The organism is Streptomyces flaveolus (assembly GCF_014648815.1).
Taxonomy (GTDB): Bacteria; Actinomycetota; Actinomycetes; order Streptomycetales; family Streptomycetaceae; genus Streptomyces; species Streptomyces flaveolus.
The window spans coordinates 77,903-98,258 of sequence record NZ_BMRV01000001.1 but is presented as its reverse complement, the minus strand read 5'-3'; the positions used below and the strand labels follow the sequence as shown (position 1 = coordinate 98,258).

At 72.3% G+C, this 20,356-nt stretch carries 17 protein-coding genes; 6 read left to right on the top strand and 11 right to left on the bottom strand.

Going from position 1 to position 20,356, the window contains the following annotated elements:
* Window positions 1–45: 45 nt before the first annotated feature.
* Window positions 46–1,536 carry an alpha/beta hydrolase gene (locus IEZ05_RS00425; protein WP_189227900.1) on the top strand — a complete coding sequence of 497 codons (1,491 nt, stop codon included), beginning with the start codon at window positions 46–48 and terminating at the stop codon, window positions 1,534–1,536.
* Here the strand turns inward: IEZ05_RS00425 and IEZ05_RS00420 are convergent.
* From IEZ05_RS00420 to IEZ05_RS00380, 9 genes are all read right to left on the bottom strand, one after another.
* A complete protein-coding gene (locus IEZ05_RS00420; protein ID WP_189227899.1) occupies window positions 1,524–2,198 on the bottom strand; it encodes a response regulator in 675 nt (224 codons plus the stop codon). The genes IEZ05_RS00425 and IEZ05_RS00420 overlap by 13 nt on opposite strands.
* Window positions 2,195–3,463 (bottom strand): sensor histidine kinase, encoded by a 1,269-nt coding sequence (locus tag IEZ05_RS00415; RefSeq protein WP_373298709.1) that lies wholly within the window; start codon window positions 3,461–3,463, stop codon window positions 2,195–2,197. The genes IEZ05_RS00420 and IEZ05_RS00415 overlap by 4 nt, the downstream gene beginning before the upstream one ends.
* A gap of 67 nt (window positions 3,464–3,530) precedes the next feature.
* Complete coding sequence (locus tag IEZ05_RS00410; protein WP_189227898.1) at window positions 3,531–5,621, bottom strand: MMPL family transporter; 2,091 nt, start codon at window positions 5,619–5,621, stop codon at window positions 3,531–3,533.
* A 160-nt stretch (window positions 5,622–5,781) separates the two neighbouring features.
* Window positions 5,782–6,975, bottom strand: a complete 1,194-nt coding sequence (locus IEZ05_RS00405) for a hypothetical protein (protein WP_189227897.1) — start codon at window positions 6,973–6,975, stop codon at window positions 5,782–5,784.
* Between the two features lie 73 nt (window positions 6,976–7,048).
* Window positions 7,049–8,026 carry an SCO2521 family protein gene (locus tag IEZ05_RS00400; RefSeq protein WP_189227896.1) on the bottom strand — a complete coding sequence of 326 codons (978 nt, stop codon included), beginning with the start codon at window positions 8,024–8,026 and terminating at the stop codon, window positions 7,049–7,051.
* A 1-nt stretch (window position 8,027) separates the two neighbouring features.
* Window positions 8,028–8,993 (bottom strand): SCO2522 family protein, encoded by a 966-nt coding sequence (locus IEZ05_RS00395; protein ID WP_189227895.1) that lies wholly within the window; start codon window positions 8,991–8,993, stop codon window positions 8,028–8,030.
* Window positions 8,990–9,907 carry an SCO2523 family variant P-loop protein gene (locus IEZ05_RS00390; RefSeq protein WP_189228532.1) on the bottom strand — a complete coding sequence of 306 codons (918 nt, stop codon included), beginning with the start codon at window positions 9,905–9,907 and terminating at the stop codon, window positions 8,990–8,992. The genes IEZ05_RS00395 and IEZ05_RS00390 overlap by 4 nt, the downstream gene beginning before the upstream one ends.
* 2 nt (window positions 9,908–9,909) lie before the next feature.
* Window positions 9,910–11,754: an SCO2524 family protein gene (locus IEZ05_RS00385; protein WP_189227894.1), complete on the bottom strand. Its 1,845-nt coding sequence runs from the start codon at window positions 11,752–11,754 to the stop codon at window positions 9,910–9,912.
* Window positions 11,755–11,835: 81 nt separating this feature from the next.
* Window positions 11,836–12,585 carry an SCO2525 family SAM-dependent methyltransferase gene (locus IEZ05_RS00380; protein ID WP_189227893.1) on the bottom strand — a complete coding sequence of 250 codons (750 nt, stop codon included), beginning with the start codon at window positions 12,583–12,585 and terminating at the stop codon, window positions 11,836–11,838.
* A 325-nt stretch (window positions 12,586–12,910) separates the two neighbouring features.
* Between IEZ05_RS00380 and IEZ05_RS00375 the strand changes: the two genes are divergently transcribed.
* A complete protein-coding gene (locus IEZ05_RS00375; protein ID WP_189227892.1) occupies window positions 12,911–13,465 on the top strand; it encodes a GNAT family N-acetyltransferase in 555 nt (184 codons plus the stop codon).
* Between the two features lie 6 nt (window positions 13,466–13,471).
* Here IEZ05_RS00375 and IEZ05_RS00370 read toward each other — a convergent pair whose 3' ends face one another.
* Window positions 13,472–14,167, bottom strand: a complete 696-nt coding sequence (locus IEZ05_RS00370; protein ID WP_189227891.1) for a TerB family tellurite resistance protein — start codon at window positions 14,165–14,167, stop codon at window positions 13,472–13,474.
* A gap of 184 nt (window positions 14,168–14,351) precedes the next feature.
* Window positions 14,352–16,073 (bottom strand): 2-isopropylmalate synthase, encoded by a 1,722-nt coding sequence (gene leuA / locus IEZ05_RS00365; RefSeq protein WP_189227890.1) that lies wholly within the window; start codon window positions 16,071–16,073, stop codon window positions 14,352–14,354.
* 334 nt (window positions 16,074–16,407) lie between these two features.
* Between leuA and IEZ05_RS00360 the strand changes: the two genes are divergently transcribed.
* From IEZ05_RS00360 to IEZ05_RS00345, 4 genes are all read left to right on the top strand, one after another.
* Window positions 16,408–17,478 carry a M4 family metallopeptidase gene (locus tag IEZ05_RS00360; protein ID WP_189227889.1) on the top strand — a complete coding sequence of 357 codons (1,071 nt, stop codon included), beginning with the start codon at window positions 16,408–16,410 and terminating at the stop codon, window positions 17,476–17,478.
* Between the two features lie 21 nt (window positions 17,479–17,499).
* On the top strand, window positions 17,500–17,766 hold the full coding sequence (locus IEZ05_RS00355) for a protealysin inhibitor emfourin (RefSeq protein ID WP_189227888.1): 267 nt from the start codon (window positions 17,500–17,502) through the stop codon (window positions 17,764–17,766).
* A gap of 57 nt (window positions 17,767–17,823) precedes the next feature.
* Window positions 17,824–19,128 carry a GH1 family beta-glucosidase gene (locus tag IEZ05_RS00350; RefSeq protein ID WP_189227887.1) on the top strand — a complete coding sequence of 435 codons (1,305 nt, stop codon included), beginning with the start codon at window positions 17,824–17,826 and terminating at the stop codon, window positions 19,126–19,128.
* Between the two features lie 142 nt (window positions 19,129–19,270).
* Window positions 19,271–20,350 carry a PhoH family protein gene (locus IEZ05_RS00345; RefSeq protein ID WP_189227886.1) on the top strand — a complete coding sequence of 360 codons (1,080 nt, stop codon included), beginning with the start codon at window positions 19,271–19,273 and terminating at the stop codon, window positions 20,348–20,350.
* Window positions 20,351–20,356: the final 6 nt, after the last annotated feature.

Sequence of the window (20,356 nt, the reverse complement as noted above, 5' to 3'; positions counted from 1 at the left end):
GTTGCCCGGATGGGGCGGGCCCCGGCGATCCGCGAGGCTCGTCCCATGACGCAGCGCACGCGCACCATCCGCAACGCCGCCATCGTCGGCGTCTCCACCGCCCTGCTCGCCGTCACCGCGCCCGTGACCGCCTCCGTGGCCGCGAGCCCGGCCGAGGGCCTCGACTGGACCACCTGTCAGGGCTCCGGCCTGGACCCCCGTCAGCAGTGCGCCACCCTGCGGGTCCCCATGGACTACGCCGACCCCGACAGCCCCCGCATCGACGTCGCCGTCTCGCGCATCCCGAGCGAGGATCCGGGCGCCCGGCGCGGGACCCTGCTGCTGATCCCGGGCGGTCCGGGCGGCTCCAGCCTGAACGACCCCTCGGGGAAGGGGCAGAAGCTGCCCCAGGACGTCCGGGACGCCTACGACCTGGTCGGCTTCGCCCCGCGCGGCCTCGCCCCGTCCACGCCCGTCGACTGCGGGCTGGACCAGGGCGACCTCGCCACCTCCAGGCTCCGCCCGTGGCCCGCCGCCGACGGCTCCGTGGACGCGAACACGGCCACCGCCCGCCGCATGGCCGACGCCTGCGCCGCGAACGGCGGCGAGCTGCTCCGGCACCTCAGCACCGCCAACGAGGCCCGCGACATCGACCGCCTCCGCGCCGCGCTCGGCGAGCGCAAGCTCTCCGCGTGGGGCGTGTCGTACGGGACGTACGTCGGAGCCGTGTACGCGCAGCTGTTCCCGCACCGCACCGACCGCATCGTGCTGGACAGCAACGACAACCCCGATCCCACCCGCGTCGCCCGCGCCTGGCTGGCCGGGCACGAGCAGGGCGTGGAGGACACCTTCCCCGACTTCGCCGCGTGGGCGTCGAAGCCCGACAACCCGGACCGCGTCGCCGACAGGGCCGCCGACGTACGGCCGCTGTTCCTGAAGCTGGCCGCCCGGCTCGACCGGGAACCCCTCCCCTGGCCCGGCGCCAACCCGGAGGAACTGAACGGCAACGTCCTGCGCCAGATCATGCTGGACAGCCTGTACTCCCCCAGCCGCTATCCCACGCTCGCCAAGCTGATGCGGGCGGCGCGGCAGGGCACCGTGCCGCCCGCGCCCGCGGCACCGCCCGACGCCGTGCTCCAGAACGTCGCCGCCGTCGGCGCCGGAGTCCTCTGCAACGATGTCGCCTGGCCCACCTCGGCCGCCGGGTACCAGAAGGACGTCGCCGAGAGCCGCGCCAAGTACCCGCTCACCGCGGGCATGCCCCGCAACGCGATGCCGTGCGCCGCCTGGCCCTACCCGCCGCGTGAGGCACCGGTGCGGATCACCGACCGCGGACCCTCCAACGTCCTGCTCGTCCAGAACGAGCGGGACGTCGCGACCCCGCTCAGCGGCGCGCTGAAGCTGCGGGAGGCGTTCGGCCGGCGCGCGGTCATGGTGACCGTGAACTCCACCGGCCACGACGCCTACCTCGCCAACGGCAACGCCTGCGGCGACCGCACGGTCTCCCGCTTCCTGGCGACCGGACAGCGGCCGGGCACGGACACCTACTGCGCCTGACGGTCGCCCGGCGTCACCAGTCCCGACTCGTAGGCCACGATGACCAGTTGCGCCCGGTCCCGCGCGCCCAGCTTGCCCATGATGCGGCTCACATGGGTCTTCGCGGTCAGCGGGCTCAGCCCCAGGGAATCGGCGATCTCCGTGTTGGTGAGGCCGCGGGCGACCAGAGTGAGGACCTGCCGCTCCCGCTCGGACAGGCAGTCGGGGCCGCCGTCGGTCACCGGTGGCGCGGGGCTGCGCAGGAACCGCTCGATCAGGCGGGCCGTCGGGCCGGGCGAGAGCAGGGCGTCGCCGGCCGTCACCGTGCGGATGGCGTCGAGGAGCTCGGCGGGCCGGGTGTCCTTCACCAGGAACCCGGAGGCGCCCGCGCGCAGGGCCTCCACGATGTTCTCGTCGGTGTCGTACGTGGTGAGGACCAGCACCTTCACGCCCGCCAGGTCCTCGTCCGCGGCGATCAGCCGGGTCGCCCCGATGCCGTCCAGGTCGGGCATGCGGACGTCCATGACGACGAGGTCGGCCCGGCGGGCGCGGGCCAGTTCCACGGCCTCGCGGCCGGTGCAGGCCTCGCCGACGACCTCCATGTCGGGGGCCGAGGCGACGAGCAGGGCGAACGCGGCGCGGACCAGGTTCTGGTCGTCCGCCAGCAGCACGCGAATGGTCATCCGTCCCTCTCCGACGTCACGGTCACCGGCGCCGGGGCCGGGACGGATGCGGCGGGCGTCGGCAGGACGGCCGTCACCCCGAAGCCGCCCTCGCCCCGGGCCCGCGGTCCGGCGTCGAGTGTGCCACCCACGCTGCGGGCCCGCTCCCGCATGCCGACGAGCCCGAAGCCGGGGGTGCCGCCGGGATCGGGGCCGGTGCCGTCGTCGGTGACGGACAGGCGCAGGGCGCCCGGCTCCGCGTACACCTCGACGCGGACGGACGGTTCCGGCCCCGCGTGGCGTACGGCGTTGGTCAGCGCCTCCTGCACGATGCGGTACGCGGCGGCGCCGACCGCGGGCGGCACGTCGCCGGCGCGTACCGACAGGTCGACCCGCGCCCCGGCGAGCCGGGCGGCCTCCGCCAGGTGCGACAGGCCGTGCAGCCCGGGCAGCGGACCGCGGGCGTCGGGCGTGTCCTGTTCGCGCAGGACCTCCAGCGTGGTCCGCAGTTCGCCGCGCGCGGTCCGGCAGGTCTCGGCGATGTCGTCGAGGGCCTTGGCGACGGCGGCCCGGTCCAGACGCTCGGGGTCGGCGCTCAGGACGTGCGCGGCGACCGACGTCTGCACGCCGATGAGGGTGATGCTGTGCGCGAGCAGGTCGTGCAGGTCCCGGGCGACGCGCAGGCGCTCCTCGGCGACGCGACGCCGGGCCTCCTCCTCCCGCGTGCGTTCGGCGCGTTCGGCGCGCTCCACGATGGAGGCGACGTACTGGCGGTAGTAGCGGATGTCGACGCCCGCGAAGAGGATGGCGACCACCCAGCCGGAGATGCGGATCAGCTCGACGGCCTGGTGGGTGTTGACGGTGAGCATGATGCTCACGGAGACCGTGAGGACCGCGATGCCCGTCAGGATCGTGCGCAGCGGGCGGCCGGTGACGGCCAGCGTGTAGAGCGCGACGTAGGAGACGGGTCCGGCAGCGGCGTGGTTGTTGTCCAGGGCGTGGTACGGCCCGACGAGCGCCACCACCGTCGCGAGCACCAGCAGCGGACGGCGTCGCCGCCACACGACGGGGACGTGCGCCGCGGCCAGCAGTGCCCAGCCGGCCGCGTCCGGGCGGCGGCCCTCGTCGGTGGACAGCGCCAGGCAGACGGCCGCGGCGAGCAGGACCGCGGCGAGCACGGCGTCGTTGCGGGTGCCGTGCGGGGCGCTGCGCGGATCGCGGTTGATGGCGGCCATGATCCGCTGGCCCGCGCGGGGCCGGGGCGCTGCCTCGGTGGTTGCCTGCACGCGCCCATCCTCCGCGACGGGCACGCCCCTCCGGGAGGGGAGGGGCGCACTCCGGTCCTCGGACGGGTCAGACACCGACGGGCTCCCGCTCCCCGGCCGGCGCCGGCTGGCCGGGCGCCCGGGACAGCCGCCCCGGCCACCACACCCGGCGGCGCAGCGCGACGCTCGCGCTGGTGACCAGGTAGGTCCGGACGAGGAAGGTGTCGAGCAGGACGCCGACGGCGATGACGAAGCCCAGCTCCACGAGCTGCACCATCGGCATGTTGGTGAGCACCGCGAAGGTGGCCGCGAGGACGAGCCCGGCGGAGGCGATGACCCCGCCCGTGGTGCGCAGCGCGGTGAGCGCGGCCTCGGTGGGTCCGGCGCCGTGCAGGGCCTCCTCGCGCATGCGGTGCATCAGGAAGATGCCGTAGTCGACGCCGAGGGCCACCAGGAACACGAAGGACAGCAGGCCCAGGCCTGGGTCGGTGCCCTCGAAGCCGAACAGCGGCCCGAAGACGAGTCCGCCGATGCCGAGGGCCGCGCCCCACACGGCGACGACGGCGGCGACCAGGATCAGCGGGGCGGCCAGGGACCGCAGCAGCACCACGAGGATCAGCAGGACGGAGAGCAGCACGATCGGGACGACGATGGCGGTGTCGCGGGCGTTGGTGTCCTCCAGGTCGATCTGCTGGGCGCTGGGTCCGCCGACGTAGGAGCCGTCGAGCCGGTCGCGCAGCGCCTCGATGGTGGCGGTCTCGGCCGCCGACTGGGGCGGGGCGGACGCCAGGACGGTCAGTTCGGTCCAGCCGCCGCCGCTGCGGCCCTTCTCGGCGCTCTCCACCCCGCGGGTGTCGCGGGCCCCGGCGAGCGCGGCGTCGGCGCGGTCGTCGGGGGCGATGACGGTGATGGGCTGGGTGCCGCGTTCCGGGAAGGCGGCGGCGAGGGTCTCCATGGCGGCGATGGCGTCGGGCTTGGAGGTGAAGGAGTCCTCCTGCTTGAGGGAGCCTGGCAGGTTGAACGAGCCGAGCGCCAGCGCGCCGAGCAGCAGCGCCCCGCCCACCAGGACGGCGCGGGGCCGGCGTTCGGCGGAGCCGCCCATCGCGGCGAACAGCGACCGGCGGGCCTTGGGAGTGCTGCCGTAGCGGGGCACGAGCGGCCAGAAGACCCGGCGGCCCAGCAGGACCAGGATCGCGGGCAGCAGCGTCAGCATGGCGGCCAGGGCGCACAGCACGCCGACCGTGCCGAGCGGGCCCATGCCCCGGCTGGAGTTGAGGTCGGCGGCGAGCAGGCACAGCAGCCCGGCGGCGACGGTCCCGGAGGAGGCGAGCACGGCGGGCCCGCAGCCGCGCAGCGCGGCGGCCATGGCGTCGTACGGCCGCTCGACGCGGCGCAGTTCCTCCCGGTAGCGGGAGACGAGCAGCAGCGCGTAGTCGGTGCCGACGCCGAAGACGAGGATGGTCATGATGCCGGTGCTCTGACCGGACACCGACGTGCCGAACCACTGGTTCAGGCCGTAGGCGACGCCCATGGAGAGGTAGTCGGCGATTCCCGCGACGGCCAGCGGGACCAGCCACAGGAACGGGCTGCGGTAGATCAGGATCAGCAGCACGGCGACCACTGCAGCGGTGGTGTAGAGCAGCGGGCCATCGAGGGAGTTGTAGACCTCGGCGGCGTCGGTGGCGAGGGCGCCCTCCCCGCCCACCTCGACGCTCAGCCCGTCGCCGCCCCGCGCGGTGTCCCGTACGGCCCCCACGAGTGCGTCGCGGGCCTTCTCGTCCTGGCCGGGCTCGGTGCTGGCGACCGGGTACATGAGGGTGGTGCCGTCGTCGGACGGGATGCCCACCGGGCGGTCCGTCAGCCGGTGCGCGCCCGCGATCCGGGCGATCTGCTCGGCGGCGGTGGCCTTGTCGGCGGCGGTCAGTCCGGCGTCGCGGTGGTAGACGACGACCATCTCGGTGGCATCGCCGCCGGGCAGCCGGTCCTGGATCGTCGCGGCCTGCGTGGAGTCGGCGCTCGCCGGCAGGTAGTCGACGGCGCGGTCGCGCTGCACGTCCGACAGTTGCGACGCGAACGGCGAGGCGATGGCCAGGACGGCGATCCACAGTCCGAGCACCAGCCACGGCACCGCCCGGCGTCGCCCCCCGTTCCTTTCCGCACGTGTCCTTGCGGCCCCCATGTGACGGGCTCCCTCCGGTCGGATGTCTGGGTACGTCTCCAGACTTCCGGCGACGGGACGCCGATACGTCGGGCCGGAGGCCGAGTCGGCGGCTACTGCCCGGGGTGACACGCGGCCGCCGTTACTCCCCCGGGAGTACGGCCCGGGGCCGGGCCCGCCCTCAGGCCCGGTCGACCATCCAGTTGCCGTCCTCCTCGGCGTCCACCCGTACCTCCAGCTCGCGCAGGCTCATGCTCGCCTCCCAGAGCTCCTTGAAGCGCTTCATCCGGTCCCGCACGTGGTCCTGGCGGGCGATGAGCCGTGTCCTGACGTTGACGTCGCGCAGGTCCTGCTCGATCTCGAAGGACACCTCCTCGTCGTAGACGATGAAGTCGTTGGTGGTGCCGCGCTGGAGGTGCGGGGGCAGTTCGGGCAGGACCGCCGCGCGGACGTCGATGTGCCGCAGTTCCTGCTCCTCGCACAGCCGCAGCAGCCGGTCGTCGAGCTCGCGGGCGCTCTCCAGCAGGAACAGCCGGCGCACCGTCACGCCCTGTTCGTCGACCGCGTCCTGCTGGGCCTCCAGGTAGCGGCTGGCGGGCTCGCTGTTCCAGAACTCCCGGTCGACGGAGGTGCTGGTGGCGCAGATGGACTGCTCGGCGGCGCGGGTGAGGGCGAGCATCCAGTCGTGGTTCTCGCCGGGGCACTCCGCGGTCAGGTTGGTGAGGTCCGCCATGTAGCCGACGACCCGCGTCATCTCCAGGCGGACGAAGGTGTGGAGGATCGAGGGTCCGGGGGCCAGGACCTCGGCGAAGCTCTTGGCCAGTTCGGGCACGCCCTCGATGCGGGCCCGGTCGAGCGGGGGGTAGGGCGGTTCGGTGCCGTGGCCCGCCTGGACGAGGTGGTTCTCGACGAGCTGCTTCACGTCCTCGGTGTGCCGGACCAGACCGGTCCGCAGCTCGTCGTCGTACTGGTTCAGGCCGTCGCGCACGGCGGCGGCGTGCTCGGCCAGCGCGCTCTCCACCCGGCGGGTGTGTTCCTCCACCCGTCGGGTGTGCTCCTCCACCCGCACGTCATGGGTGTGCAGGTCTCGCGAGCGCAGGTCCTCGGCGCTGCGGTCCAGGCCGTGGACGGACTGGACGAGCACCGCGGCGACGGCGCACAGCGCGGCGGTCGCGAACTGCCGCAGCGGGCCGCTGTCCGGGCTCAGCAGTGCGGTGACGCTCCAGGCCAGGGCGCCGAGGACCAGGCCGACCAGCAGGCGGCGCGGCCAGGGGGACGCGCCCGTCAGGCGCGCGAGGCCGGGGATCGCCTGGCCGTTCGTGCGGCCCGGCGGAACGGCCTGGTCGTCGGGCTGGGGTGATGGTGCCGTGCTCATCTCGCTTCTCCCCCCGTTGGGATACGCGTCGGATCGGGGTGCGGGGATGTGCGTGGAAGGGTGTGCCGTCCGCTCAGGACGCCGGCTCCACCTCCCGGTGGGCCGAGGGGATCGCGTGCAGCGTCAACTGGTCGCGGATGCGCTGCACCAGCGTCCTCCACTGGCGGGTGAAGCCGGGCCGCTCCTCCAGCGGGTCCCACAGCGCGGCCAGCTCCTGGGGCACCCGGGCGCGGGGCATCCACAGGTGCAGCAGGTGGTTGACGGCGGGGCGCAGTGCCTCGACGACGGCGAAGCCGTGTTCCGGGCCCGCGCCCAGGCGGATGCCGTCGAGCATGCGGACCAGGGTGGTGAGCAGCCAGTCGTGCAGGGCGAGGTCGTCGCACAGGGCGGCGAGGTCGCCGCCGGCGGTGTCCTCGGGCACCCGGAGCAGGACGGTGCGCAGTTCGTCCTCGGCGAGCGTGAACCGTTCGATCGACGGGCCCTCGCCCGGCGCCGCGGGCAGGGCCGCCCAGCGCAGCCGGGTGGGGCGGGACCTCAGGGGCGGCCGGTGGTCGAGGAGGGGGTGGCGCAGCAGCCGGGTGAGCAGTCCGTCGGCGATCAGTCCGACGTCGAGGTCGCCGTGCCGTCCGCCGCCGAGCACGCCCTGCGCGACCGCCTCGCGGGGCAGCCTGCCGAGCGGTTCGACCACGCCGGGCCGCACCAGGTAGTGGCCCCAGGGCCGGCGCTGGTCGGGCCCGGCGGCGGGGACGCGGAAGTGGGCGGAGGTCTGCAGGACGCGGCCCTCGGTGAGCGCGGCCCGTGCGACGACCGTGCCGACCGCGCGGATCCGGGCGCCGTTGGCGCTGGGCAGGTGGCAGTCGACGCCGGTGAGGGTGTCGGGGGAACGCGCGTAGAGGTTGGGGCGCTCGGACAGCAGGACGCGTTCGTCGGCGCGCAGGCCCAGGAGCTGGGCGGCGGCGCGGATGTCGAGGGCCTGCCGGGTGGGCAGCAGGCGGGTGCGGACCTCTCCGCAGGCGAGCACGGGGCCCGGCGCGATCTCCCGCGGCGCCATGTCAGAGCCCCGCGTAGTAGACGTAGGAGATCCGGTCGGCCACCGAGTCGGGGACGGCCGACCGCTCGCCGGCGGACCGCTTGGCGACCTGGTCCAGCGCGTGGGGGTCGACCTCGATCTGGTCGAGGATGACGCGGACGGCGTGCTCGACGGGCAGGAACCGGGTCGGCAGCACCGAGCAGGTGCGGTAGGCGGCGAACGGGTCGGCCCGCGGGTTGAGCCGCAGCAGCGAGGGCAGCTCGTCCCAGTCGTCGGGGAAGCCGGGGGCGGTGTGCGGCTGGGGGACGAGGACGGCCTCGCCCTGGTTGCGCAGCAGACCGAGGCGGGCGAGCTGCCACACCGCGGCGAGGAAGGGGCAGGACCAGGTGCGCTGCCCGTCGGCGTCGTCGCTCCACAGCTCGACGTCCAGGAAGACGGAGTGGCGGCGGGCCGCGGTCTCCCGGGGCGGCTGCCAGGCGGCGGCGCGCTTCATCGCCTGCGGGGCGCGGGCGACGGGGCTGCGTTCGCCGTTGGCCAGCCAGCCGGTCTGCGCGGCGGGCGGCCGCATGCCGTAGCTGCCGGGCGGCGGCGACTCGACGATGCGGCCCGCCACCGCCTCGGCGACGGGCACCTTGCCGGTGACGGCGCAGCCGGACTCCCGGGCGAGGTAGTCGACGGTCAGCCCGGCCCGGTCGGCCTCCGCCAGGAGCATGGGCACGACCTCGGCCGGGGTGGAGAAGCGCGTGAAGTAGTCGTCGATGAGGAAGCAGGTGCTGATCCGGGCGCGCTTGCCGCCGGTGCGGGCGACGGCGGCGGCGCGGGCGGCGTCCACCCAGGGGCGGACCTGGGTGAAGTGGTCCCGCAGCCGCTCGGGGCCGGCCTCGAAGTCCTCCATGTAGAGGTGGCCCAGCTCCAGGGAGAGATGGGCCAGCGGCACCGCCTCGGTGCGCGGCTCGGCGGCGGTCTCGCGGAACCCGGTCTCCGTCACGGCCGCCCCCAGTACGTGTCGTCCGTCAGGCGCCGGGCGATCTCCTCCAGCGCCTCCAGGGTCTCCTTGTTGGCGATCTGGGTGGAGAGCACGTCCTCCTCGGTGATCAGCTGCTCGCGCCACTGGAGTATGGGTTCCAGCGGCACGATGCCGAGGACGACGCTGTCGCCGATGCGGTGCTCGGCGGCGAGCCGGCGCAGCGCCTCGTCGCAGGCCTGCATCCAGGCGGCCTGGGCGGGCGAGCCCTGGGACCACAGCGGCGACTCGGGGTCGGGCACCGCGGCCCGCACGAAGCGGGTGGCGGCGCGCAGTGCCTCCTCGTCGTGGCCGCGTTCGACGCCGCCGCGGATGATGCCGTGCTCGGCGTGGACCAGTCCGGAGGCGGCGATCACGTGCTGGCGGGTCCAGCGGTGGAAGACGAGCCAGCGGAAGGGGACGAACTGCATCCGGGGGTGGGCGGTCGCCGCGAGGACCATGTCGACGGCGTAGCTGCGGCCGGCGCTGAGGTCCACGACGATCAGGTCGAACTCGCCGTTGAGGCGCAGCAGCAGGTCGACGCAGCGTTCGAGGGCGTCCTCGCCGGTGGCGAACTCGCCGCCGCCCGCGTCGCCGGGGAACAGGACCAGCCGCCCGGACTGGTTGGGGCGGGACCGCAGCAGGGGGTGCTCGGTCTGCCGCCAGACGTCGATCCTGGCGGGTTCGGCGGTCTCGCCCTCCAGGTAGGAGTGGAGGCCGCGTTCCTCGGTGCCGCGCATGGCGCCGGGCACGTCGAAGACGGCGGCGGCCGTGGGCGAGCCGAAGTCGAAGTCCACGTAGGCCACGTGGTCTCCGGTGAGGGCGCGCTGGTAGGCCAGATTGGCGCTGGTCACCGAGCGGCCGGTGCCTCCCTTGTCGGAGGCGGCGAAGACGAGCACGCTCACACCTCCTGTGCGGCGGCGCCCCTGGCCTGGGCCAGGGTGTCGAGTTCCTGGAGGACGGGGAGGGCGAGTGCGAAGGCGGTGGCCGGCCGGTCGTCGACCAGGCTGCGGGCGTGGTCGAGGCGGCTCTCGATGCTGCGCATCGCCCGGGCTCTGCTTCCGTCGGCGGCGGCGGACGCCTCCAGCTGTTCCTTGCCGAACAGATGGGTGGCCTCGCTGAGCAGTTCGCGGGCCAGCTCGGCGAGTTCCGGGCTGCGGATGGGCTGCTGCTCGTACAGGTTGCGGGCGGCGACGAGGCACTCGGTGACGCGCTCGGTGATGCTCCAGGACATGCGCAGTTCGGCGTCGTGCGCGTCCGGGTAGACGGCCCGGACGTTGTCCCAGAGGCCGGCGCCGTCGTCGTCCTCTATCCGCCGGTTCCACAGGTGCTCGAAGGTCTGCTCGGCGAGGCGGAGCAGCCGGTCCTGGGCGCCGATGTTCCGGGAGAGCTCGGCGAGCTGGATGATCCGCTTGAGGAGCTGGGCGGAGAAGTCGGTCATCCGCCACAGCAGGAGGCTGCCGGAGCGCTCCGATCCGGCGAGCGGCATGGTGACGCCGGGGTTGTGCAGGCGGATGGTGGGGTCGTCCCGGGTCATCCGGCTGGAGACGCGCCCGCGGTCCGCGAGGCGTTCCATGATGGCGACGGTCCGGGTGAGGTCGTCGTCGGTGGCCTTCCGGCGGACCAGGTCGTGGACGAGGATGGCGGCCACGGTGAGGGAGAAGTACTCGGACTCCAGCCTCAGGCCGGTGGTCTGCCAGGGCAGGTCCTCCAGCGGCCAGCGTTCGGAGCCGAAGCGGGCGATGGCCGACCAGTACTGCTGGCTGAGTTCCCAGCGCAGGCGCAGCGCCTCGGCCAGTTTCTGCTGGTCGGCGTCGAGCAGACCGAGGGTGAGGGTGCGCTCGGAGAACAGGTCCTGGATACCGTCGAGGGCGACGACGGTGAAGTACACGTAGGGCAGCCGGTCGGCGATGCCGTCGGGCTGGCCGGGCACCTGGAGGTCGAGGTCGGTGACCTTGGGCGCGTCCTGGACGATGCCCCAGGCCCAGCCGCACTCGAAGAGCTGGCTCTCGTCCCGGATGCCCTCGTCGAACTGGATGCCGCGGGTGAGGCTCTCGATGATGGTGGCGCGCAGGGGCCGTAATCTCCGGGAGAACTGCTGGAGGGCGATCCGGTCGGACTGTTTGCCCTGGCCGATGACCTGGATCAGCCTGCGGCCCTGTTCGGACTCGGCGTCGAAGACGTTGACGGTGAAGGAGCGCAGCAGGCTGATCATGGCGGAGGTCAGCCGGGCGTTCGTGGCCTCGCGCAGCTCGGCGATCGCCTTGAGGACCTCGGGGCGGGTGGTGGTGGTCTCGTAGACCTTGAGGTACCCGAGGGTGGCGAGGGAGAGCGTGACGGACATGGAGTAGGAGTCCACCACGCCCAGCTGGCTCTGCTCGTGGGTGATCTGCCCCTGGGGATCGGCCGGTTTGAAGTAGTGACCGCCGGCGAAGGTGGGGCTGTCGTCCGGCCCGGTGTGGGTGCGCATGAACTGGGCGAGCGCGGTGATCAGGTTGGCGGGGATCTCCAGCCGGGTGCCGACCCTCTCCAGCGCGCGCAGCACGTCCCGTTCGGTGGTGTCGGGCTGGTCGAGGCGGAAGGCGGGCACCTCGGTCGCCGGATAGAGCAGGCAGAGCAGCCGCTCCGCGTCCGCGACGCTGCTCAGCCCGTCGGTGGGCCCCTGGACCAGCTTCCCGTCGTCGAACGAGTGGCGGGCCATGGCCTGCCAGATGTCCAGCAGGTGCTGGCGTGGCTTGATCTGCATCCCCGTACCCCTCGTACAGATCTCGTTGCCCTGTGGTCAGACCGTGTGCTCAGACCGCGTGTTCAGACATGGTCCCCGTTCTCACGGGGCGGCAATCTCCGCGTTCCGCTGCCCCAGGGCGAGGAGAATTCCCTCGTGTCCCGGCCGCACCACGTGGTGCAGGTCGTGGATCTCCAGTTCCTTGCAGAACGGGATCAGGCTCTCCCTGGCCCGGTCCTCGTTCACCCGGTAGGCGGGGTACTGGTGTTCCCCGACCTGGTAGCCGACCGATTCCTTCATGAAGGCGGCGGCGAAGGGGGCTCCCTCGTTCAGCGCGTTCATGAAGCACCGCACGCCCCGCTGGAACTCCTCGGGGCACTCGGACATGGAGTCGGCGACGAAGAACATCGTGCCGAGGTCCCAGCGGCGCTGCCCGTCGAGGTCGAAGAGGTTGCCGCGCTCCACCCGGACGATGTCGCTGAAGCGGCTCCTCGGCTCCAGGTCGCGGTAGACCGGGGCCTGCCGGAGCTCCTCCCAGAAGGCGTCCCAGGCCGTGTCGTATCCCGGGGCGGAGGTCTGCCGCTTCAGGTACTCGACGTTCGGACCGGCGTATTCGAGGAGGAGGATCTTCTCGCACCAGGGCAGCATGGACAGGGCGGGGTAGAGGTTCGCACCGGCACCGACGTCGACACCCCGGACGGCATCCGGTACGGCCCCGGCGAAGCAGCGGCTGAAGTGGTCGCGCATGAGGCGCACGATCAGCCGGTCGACTTCGAGCGGGGTCCGGTAATTGTTGTCGACATACACCTCGGGATCGAATTTCGACCAAGGCGCGTCGGCATTGTGGTCCATAGTCACCCTGCCGCGTTCCGTTCGCTGGTGGACAGGACCGTGCGCCCGCGCGCGGTCCTGCTGGACGCCGACCGGTGAAGAGGCGTCTCCTTGTTCGCAAGATAGGACGCCACGGCACATCCGGACAGCCGGGAACCCGCCAGTCCACACCCCCCGGGCGCACGTCAGGCGCACCGTTGCACACCCTAACTCTCCCTTGCACAGCGGGAGTTGGGCGCTCACTCTAGCCAGAAGGAGCACCGGCCGCCAGCGGGACCCCTCATTCCTTCGAGTGTGGCACCGGTGTCCGTCGAGTTGACGTCCGCACATCCTGACTGGGGGTGGCATGACCGCCGAACCACTGGAACGCGCCCTGGACCGCCACGAGCAACTCACGCAGCGGGGGCCGTTCCCGGACGCCCTGCCCCCGGTCCTGCGGACGGCGCGGGAGGCCGACCTGCCTGAACTGCGACGACTCGACGAGGAGGTCTTCCAGGAGGTCGCCTATCCGGGTTTCCTGCTGCGTCAGCTCTTCGACATGTACGCGGAGCACTTCCTGGTCCTCGACGGCGGCGGGGGCCGGCTGCGCGGCTACGTACTGGCCGCCACGACGACGCCGGCGCTCGGCAGGGACAGCTGGATCCTCGGCCTGTGCGTGACCCGGGACCGCCGCCGGCACGGACTTGGCCGGGAACTGATGACGGAGATACTGGCCCGGCTGCGCCGGGACGGCATAGAGCGGGTCCGCCTCACCGTGGAGCCCGCCAATCACGCCGCGATCCTGCTCTACCGCTCCCTCGGCTTCGCCCCCGAGGAACCCGATGCCGGGCTGCGCCGGGACTACTTCGGGCCCGGCATGGACCGGCACGTACTGCGCCTGGACCTCGCCGGGGGCCGCTGAGCGGCGTCAGGACGGGGTGCCCGCCGACTCCAGCAGCCGGGTCACGTCGTCGGAGCAGATGGTCAGCGCGGCGCCGACCGTCGCGAGGGCGTCGCGCTCGGCCGGTGTGTAGGGGCCGTCGGCCAGGGCGATGCGGGCACCCTGGAGGAGGATCGATTCGCGGCCGACGGCGGCGAGGTGCGGGGCCAGCGGGTCCAGCGCCTCGTGCAGCTCTATGGCCAGGCCGGGCACACAGGGCTCGTCGCGCACCCGCCCGGTGTCGGCTTCGAGCGCCTCCACCAGCGCGGCGAGCTGGTCCTCGGTGCAGTCCTCGAAGCCGGCCGAGCGCACCGCGACGACCGCCGCCTCCAGGGACGTACGGGAGCAGATGCCGCCCGCGGCGAGCACCGCGAGGGCGACGGTGTGGACGGCGTCGCGGAGCATCGCGGAGAAGCGGGTGGTGGTCGGGTGGTCGAGGACGTCGGTGCCGTAGTGGCGGCGGCAGGCCGCGCACTCCACGGTCGGCGCGGACTCGCCGCGCGGCAGCACGGGCACGCCGAGCAGGGTGAAGCGGCGGCGGCCGGTGAGGCGCTGGTAGTTGCGGTCGCCCCCGCAGCCGGGGCAGAAGAATTCACCGTCGCCGACGGGCGTCCATGCGGTGCGGGTGCCCAGGATGCGCGGCAGCCGGGCAGCTCGGTCGTTCCGTCCCCGTCCAGGCAGCACGTCGCACCTCCGTAACCGCGCGGCAACATCGCCGCGCTGGCGTGATGTTAGCCACATCACCGACGTGGAGTCAGTACCCGGGACGAGACCTTTCCGTGACCTCGGCGTGGAGATGGCCGGTATACGACGGGGCCCCGCCCGCCGTTTTCCGGCGTGCGGGGCCTTGAACCACCGATTCGGCTGGTCAGCGAGCCGCCCGGTTGACGGCGGAGACGACCGCCTTCAGCGAGGCGCGCGTGGTGTTCGCGTCGATTCCGATGCCCCACAGGACCTTGTCGCCGATGGCGCACTCGATGTACGAGGCGGCCTGCGCGGAGGCGCCCTCGCTCATCGTGTGCTCCTGGTAGTCCAGCAGGCGTACGTCGATGCCGACGCCCTGCAGCGCGTGGAAGAACGCCGAGATCGGGCCGTTGCCGGTGCCGACCAGGGTGGTCTCCTGGCCGTCGACCGTCGCCTCGACGGTGAGGGTGTCGATGCCGTCGCGGTCGGTCGTGGTCTGACCGTTCTTGACCTGGATGCGACCCCAGGGGTTGTCCGGGTTGGGCAGGTACTCGTCCTGGAAGACGTCCCAGATCGCCGTCGGCGTGATCTCGCCGCCCTCGGCGTCGGTCTTGGCCTGGATGATCTTCGAGAACTCGATCTGCATCCGGCGCGGCAGGTCCAGCTTGTGGTCGTTCTTCAGGACGTAGGCGATGCCGCCCTTGCCGGACTGCGAGTTGACGCGGATGACCGCCTCGTAGGAACGGCCGACGTCCTTGGGGTCGATGGGCAGGTACGGGACGGCCCACTCGATGTCGTCGACGGTGACGCCCTTGGCCTTCGCGTCGGCCTCCATGGCGTCGAAGCCCTTCTTGATGGCGTCCTGGTGGGAGCCGGAGAAGGACGTGTAGACCAGGTCGCCCACGTACGGGTGGCGCGGGTGGACGTCCATCTGGTTGCAGTACTCCCACGTGCGACGGATCTCGTCGATGTCGGAGAAGTCGATCTGCGGGTCGACGCCCTGCGAGAACAGGTTCATGCCCAGGGTGACCAGGTCGACGTTGCCGGTGCGCTCGCCCTGGCCGAACAGGCAGCCCTCGACGCGGTCGGCGCCGGCCATGACCGCCAGCTCGGCCGCCGCGACCGCCGTGCCGCGGTCGTTGTGCGGGTGGACGGACAGGCAGACGTACTCGCGGCGGGACAGGTTGCGGCCCATCCACTCGAAGCGGTCCGCGTGCGTGGACGGCGTCGAACGCTCCACCGTGGCGGGCAGGTTGAGGATGATCTCGCGGCCGGGACCGGGCTGGTAGGTGTCCATCACCGCCTCGCAGACCTCCAGGGCGAAGTCCAGCTCGGTGTCGGTGAAGATCTCGGGGCTGTACTGGTAGCCGAACTCGGTCTCGGGGCCCAGCAGCTTCTCGGCGTACTCCATGACCAGCCGGGTGCCGTCGACCGCGATCTGCTTGATGTCGTCCTTCGAGCCGCGGAAGACGACGCGGCGGAAGACGGGGGCGGTGGCGTTGTACAGGTGGACGGTGGCCCGCCTGGCGCCCTTCAGGGACTCCACCGTGCGCTCGATCAGGTCCTCGCGGGCCTGGGTCAGTACGGAGATGGTGACGTCGTCCGGGATGGCGCCCGGCTCCTCGATGATGGAGCGCACGAAGTCGTAGTCGGTCTGGCCGGAGGCGGGGAAGCCGACCTCGATCTCCTTGTAGCCCATCTTGACCAGCAGGTCGAACATCGCGCGCTTGCGGGCGGGCGACATCGGGTCGATCAGGGCCTGGTTGCCGTCGCGCAGGTCGGTGGAGAGCCAGCGGGGGGCCTGGGTGATGCGCCGGTCGGGCCAGGTGCGGTCGGGGATGTCGACCTGCTCGTAGCCGCGGTACTTGGTGGTCGGCATGGAACTGGGCTGCTGGCGGTTGGCCATGATCGCGTGGGCTCCTCGTGATGTCCGCGGTGTCCGCGTGTCCGGAAGGACGGCCGACGCGCAACACCAAGCACCGCGGGGAGGGAGTCGGCCTCTTACAGGCCCTCGCCGCGGCAGCTAAGGAGAAGCAGCCCGAAACGCATGATGCCCAGCACCATAGCCGAGCCACGCCGGTCACGCGGGTCCGTATCAGTATGCGGGACCACGGAGGGAACCGGGACAAAAAGTGCCGTATACCACTTCCCGCCGCTCACCGGGCCCTCTTGGCGCCGCATTCCACCGATCATGGTTGCAGGTAGTGACAGCGGTGTCACGCAGTGCGATGGTTCCGGGCATGACGACCAACGGGGGCTTCGAGCCCGTCTTCTGCACCATCGTCCCGCCGCACGTCCTCGACCACCTCGCCCGCAACCAGGACCCCGTGCTCAGCGGGCCCGCGCGCCGCACCCTCCAGCGCGACGCCGTCGAGCGCACCCGACGCGGTCTGACCACCGTCATCGGCGCCGCCACCGTGACCCCGCGCGCCGGTGCCGAGGCCGGCAAGCCGCACCGCACGATCTTCGACGCCCGGCACGGCACCGACCTGCCCGGCCGCAAGGTGCGCGGCGAGGGCGACGAGCCCGGCCAGGACGCCACCGTCAACCGCGCCTACGCGGGGCTCGGCGCCACCTTCGAGCTGTTCCTGAAGGCGTACCGGCGCGACTCCATCGACGGCGCCGGACTGCCGCTGGACGCGACCGTGCACTACGACCGCGAGTACAACAACGCGTTCTGGAACGGCGAGCAGATGGTCTTCGGCGACGGGGACGGGGAGATCTTCCTCGACTTCACCATCCCCGTGGACGTGATCGGCCACGAGCTGGCCCACGGCGTCACCCAGCACACCGCCAACCTGACGTACTACGGCCAGCCGGGCGCGCTGAACGAGTCGGTGTCGGACGTCTTCGGCTCCCTCATCAAGCAGTACTCGCTCGGTCAGACCGCCGCCGAGGCCGACTGGCTGATCGGCGCCGGGCTGCTCGCCCCGCGCGTGACGGGAGAGGCGCTGCGCTCCATGAAGGCGCCGGGAACGGCGTACGACGACGACGTCCTCGGCAAGGACCCGCAGCCCGCGACGATGGACGACTACGTGCGCACCGGCCGCGACAACGGCGGCGTGCACATCAACTCGGGCATCCCCAACCACGCCTTCTACCTCGTCGCCACGGAGCTGGGCGGCCACGCCTGGGAGCGGGCCGGGCAGGTCTGGTACGACGTGCTGACCGGGGGCGAGCTGCGGGAGGACGCGTCGTTCACGGACTTCGCGACACTGACGGTGAAGGCCGCCCGGGAGCGCTACGGCGACGCGGACGAGCTGGAGGCGGTGCGCAAGGGCTGGGAACAGGTCGGGGTGCGCGCGCAGTAGTTCCGTACTAGACACGGTCCCATGCGGATTCAGGTGAGGCGCACAGGAGGCTTCGCGGGCATCGAACGCCACGCGGAGATCGAGACCGCGGGACGCCCCGACGCGGACGAGTGGCACGCCCTGGCCGAGCGGGCGGTCGCCGACGGGCGGGGCACGCCGCCCGTCGGGGTGCCGGACGGGTTCAGCTACCAGATCACCGTGGACGGCAAGACGGTGTACGCCGCCGACCCCCGGCTGACGGACGAGCAGCGCAGGCTGATCTCGCGGGTACTGAAGGAGGGCGCGTAACGCACATGACCCGCAAGGGCGTTGACTTCCGTTACCGGGGGTACGGATGATCCGCTCATGGCGACTGACGCGATGCCGCGGTTCCCGGACGGCTTCCTGTGGGGCGTGTCCACGTCCGCGCACCAGATCGAGGGCGCGGCCGATCTGCGGGGACCGTCTGTGTGGGACGCCTTCACGGCCGAAGCCGGGCGGGTCAGGGACGGCTCGACGGCGGCGGTGGCCTGCGACCACTACCACCGCTACCGCGAGGACGTGGCGCTGCTCGCCGGCCTGGGCGTGGACGCGTACCGCTTCTCGGTCTCCTGGCCCCGGGTGAACTCCCCCGGCGGGCTCGACTTCTACGACCGGCTGGTCGACGAGCTGTGCGCGGCGGGCGTCCGGCCGGTGCCGACCCTCTTCCACTGGGACCTCCCGGCGGGCCTGGACTGGCTCGAACGGGACACGGCGTACCGGTTCGCGGAGTACGTGTCGGCCGTCGTGCGGCGGCTCGGCGACCGGGTCGGCACCTGGCTCACCCTCAACGAGCCCGCCGAGCACACCCTGCTCGGCCACGCCCTCGGCACGCACGCCCCCGGCCGGGAGCTGCTGTTCGACGCGCTCCCGTCGGCCCACCACCAGCTCCTCGCGCACGGGCTCGCGGTACGGGCCCTGCGCGCGGCCGGCGCGGGCGACATCGGGATCGCCAACTCGCACGGACCGACCTGGCCCGCCTCGGACGAGCCGGCCGACCGGGAGGCGGCGGAGTTCTACGACGTGCTGCTGAACCGCCTGTTCGCCGACCCCCTGCTGCTGGGCCGGTATCCGGACGGCGTCGGCGAGCTGATGCCCGGCGATGTGGACGCCGACCTGAAGGTGATCGCCGAGCCGCTGGACCGGTACGGCGTGAACTACTACGCCCCGGCGCGGGTGGGCGCCCCGCAGGGCACGGAGAACGAGTGGGGCGGTGTGCGGCTCCCGGCCGGGCTGCCCTTCTCGGTGCGCGCGATCGAGGGCCGGCCGCTGACCGACTTCGGCTGGCCCGTGGTCCCCGAGGGGCTCACCGAACTGCTCACCGGCTTCCGCGACCGCTACGGCGACCACCTGCCGCCGGTCGTCATCACGGAGAACGGCTGCTCCTACGAGGGCCTCGACGACCAGGACCGCATCGCCTACCTCGACGCCCACGTCCGCGCCCTGCACCGGGCGGTGGAGGCGGGCGTGGACGTGCGCGGCTACTTCGTGTGGTCGCTGCTGGACAACTTCGAGTGGGCGGAGGGGTACGCGCGCCGGTTCGGGCTGGTGCACGTCGACTTCGCCACGCAGACGCGGACCCCCAAGGCGTCGTACCGCTGGTACCGGGACCTGCTCCGCGCCCAGCGGTGAGCGCCCCCGGGCATACCCCGGGGCCGGTGGGATAAAAGACCTGGGTGCTGTCGGCGGGGAGTCGTACGCTGGAGACAGCAGACACACCCGTCACGCGGCGCACCGCCGCAGAGGAGGACGTGCAGGCCTCGAGCGCCGGCCCATGACTCAGACACCCTCAGCTCACACGCCCGCGCAGGGGCAGGCGAGAGCACAGTTCACCGTCCCCGCCCAGCACCCCATGGTGACCGTACTGGGATCCGGCGACGCCCTCCTGCGCGTGATCGAGACGGCCTTCCCGGCGGCCGACATCCACGTCCGGGGAAACGAGATCAGCGCGGTAGGCGACGCCCATGAGGTCGCCCTGGTCCAGCGCGTGTTCGACGAGATGATGCTGGTGCTGCGCACGGGGCAGCCGATGACGGAGGACGCAGTGGAACGCTCGATCGCCATGCTCAAGGCGAGCGAGAACGGGGAGAGCGACGGCCAGGAGACCCCGGCCGAGGTGCTCACGCAGAACATCCTGTCCTCGCGCGGCCGCACGATCCGCCCCAAGACGCTGAACCAGAAGCGGTACGTCGACGCGATCGACAAGCACACCATCGTCTTCGGCATCGGCCCGGCGGGCACCGGCAAGACCTACCTGGCGATGGCCAAGGCGGTGCAGGCCCTGCAGTCCAAGCAGGTCAACCGCATCATCCTGACCCGCCCGGCGGTCGAGGCCGGCGAGCGGCTCGGCTTCCTGCCCGGCACGCTCTACGAGAAGATCGACCCGTACCTGCGCCCGCTGTACGACGCGCTGCACGACATGCTCGACCCGGACTCGATCCCGCGGCTGATGGCGGCCGGGACGATCGAGGTCGCGCCGCTGGCGTACATGCGCGGCCGGACCCTCAACGACGCCTTCATCATCCTGGACGAGGCCCAGAACACCAGCCCCGAACAGATGAAGATGTTCCTGACCCGGCTCGGCTTCGACTCGAAGATCGTGATCACCGGTGACGTGACGCAGGTCGACCTGCCCGGCGGGACCAAGTCGGGTCTGCGGCAGGTGCAGGAGATCCTGGAGGGCGTCGAGGACGTCCACTTCTCCCGGCTGACGTCCCACGACGTCGTCCGGCACAAGCTGGTGGGCCGTATCGTCGACGCGTACGAGCAGTACGACAGCAGGAACGGCACCGAGAACGGCGCCCACAAGGGCGGCCACGCCCCGGGGCGCGGTGCCAAGGCCAAGGGGAAGTAGACCAGC

Coding starts and splice junctions, on each gene's coding strand:
- IEZ05_RS00380 (WP_189227893.1), bottom strand. CDS start 12,585: ATGGACCACAATGCCGACGCGCCTTGGTCGAAATTCGATCCCGAGGTG.
- IEZ05_RS00360 (WP_189227889.1), top strand. CDS start 16,408: ATGACGACCAACGGGGGCTTCGAGCCCGTCTTCTGCACCATCGTCCCG.
- IEZ05_RS00385 (WP_189227894.1), bottom strand. CDS start 11,754: ATGCAGATCAAGCCACGCCAGCACCTGCTGGACATCTGGCAGGCCATG.
- leuA (WP_189227890.1), bottom strand. CDS start 16,073: ATGGCCAACCGCCAGCAGCCCAGTTCCATGCCGACCACCAAGTACCGC.
- IEZ05_RS00400 (WP_189227896.1), bottom strand. CDS start 8,026: ATGGCGCCGCGGGAGATCGCGCCGGGCCCCGTGCTCGCCTGCGGAGAG.
- IEZ05_RS00425 (WP_189227900.1), top strand. CDS start 46: ATGACGCAGCGCACGCGCACCATCCGCAACGCCGCCATCGTCGGCGTC.
- IEZ05_RS00405 (WP_189227897.1), bottom strand. CDS start 6,975: ATGAGCACGGCACCATCACCCCAGCCCGACGACCAGGCCGTTCCGCCG.
- IEZ05_RS00350 (WP_189227887.1), top strand. CDS start 17,824: ATGGCGACTGACGCGATGCCGCGGTTCCCGGACGGCTTCCTGTGGGGC.
- IEZ05_RS00355 (WP_189227888.1), top strand. CDS start 17,500: ATGCGGATTCAGGTGAGGCGCACAGGAGGCTTCGCGGGCATCGAACGC.
- IEZ05_RS00420 (WP_189227899.1), bottom strand. CDS start 2,198: ATGACCATTCGCGTGCTGCTGGCGGACGACCAGAACCTGGTCCGCGCC.
- IEZ05_RS00375 (WP_189227892.1), top strand. CDS start 12,911: ATGACCGCCGAACCACTGGAACGCGCCCTGGACCGCCACGAGCAACTC.
- IEZ05_RS00345 (WP_189227886.1), top strand. CDS start 19,271: ATGACTCAGACACCCTCAGCTCACACGCCCGCGCAGGGGCAGGCGAGA.
- IEZ05_RS00410 (WP_189227898.1), bottom strand. CDS start 5,621: ATGGGGGCCGCAAGGACACGTGCGGAAAGGAACGGGGGGCGACGCCGG.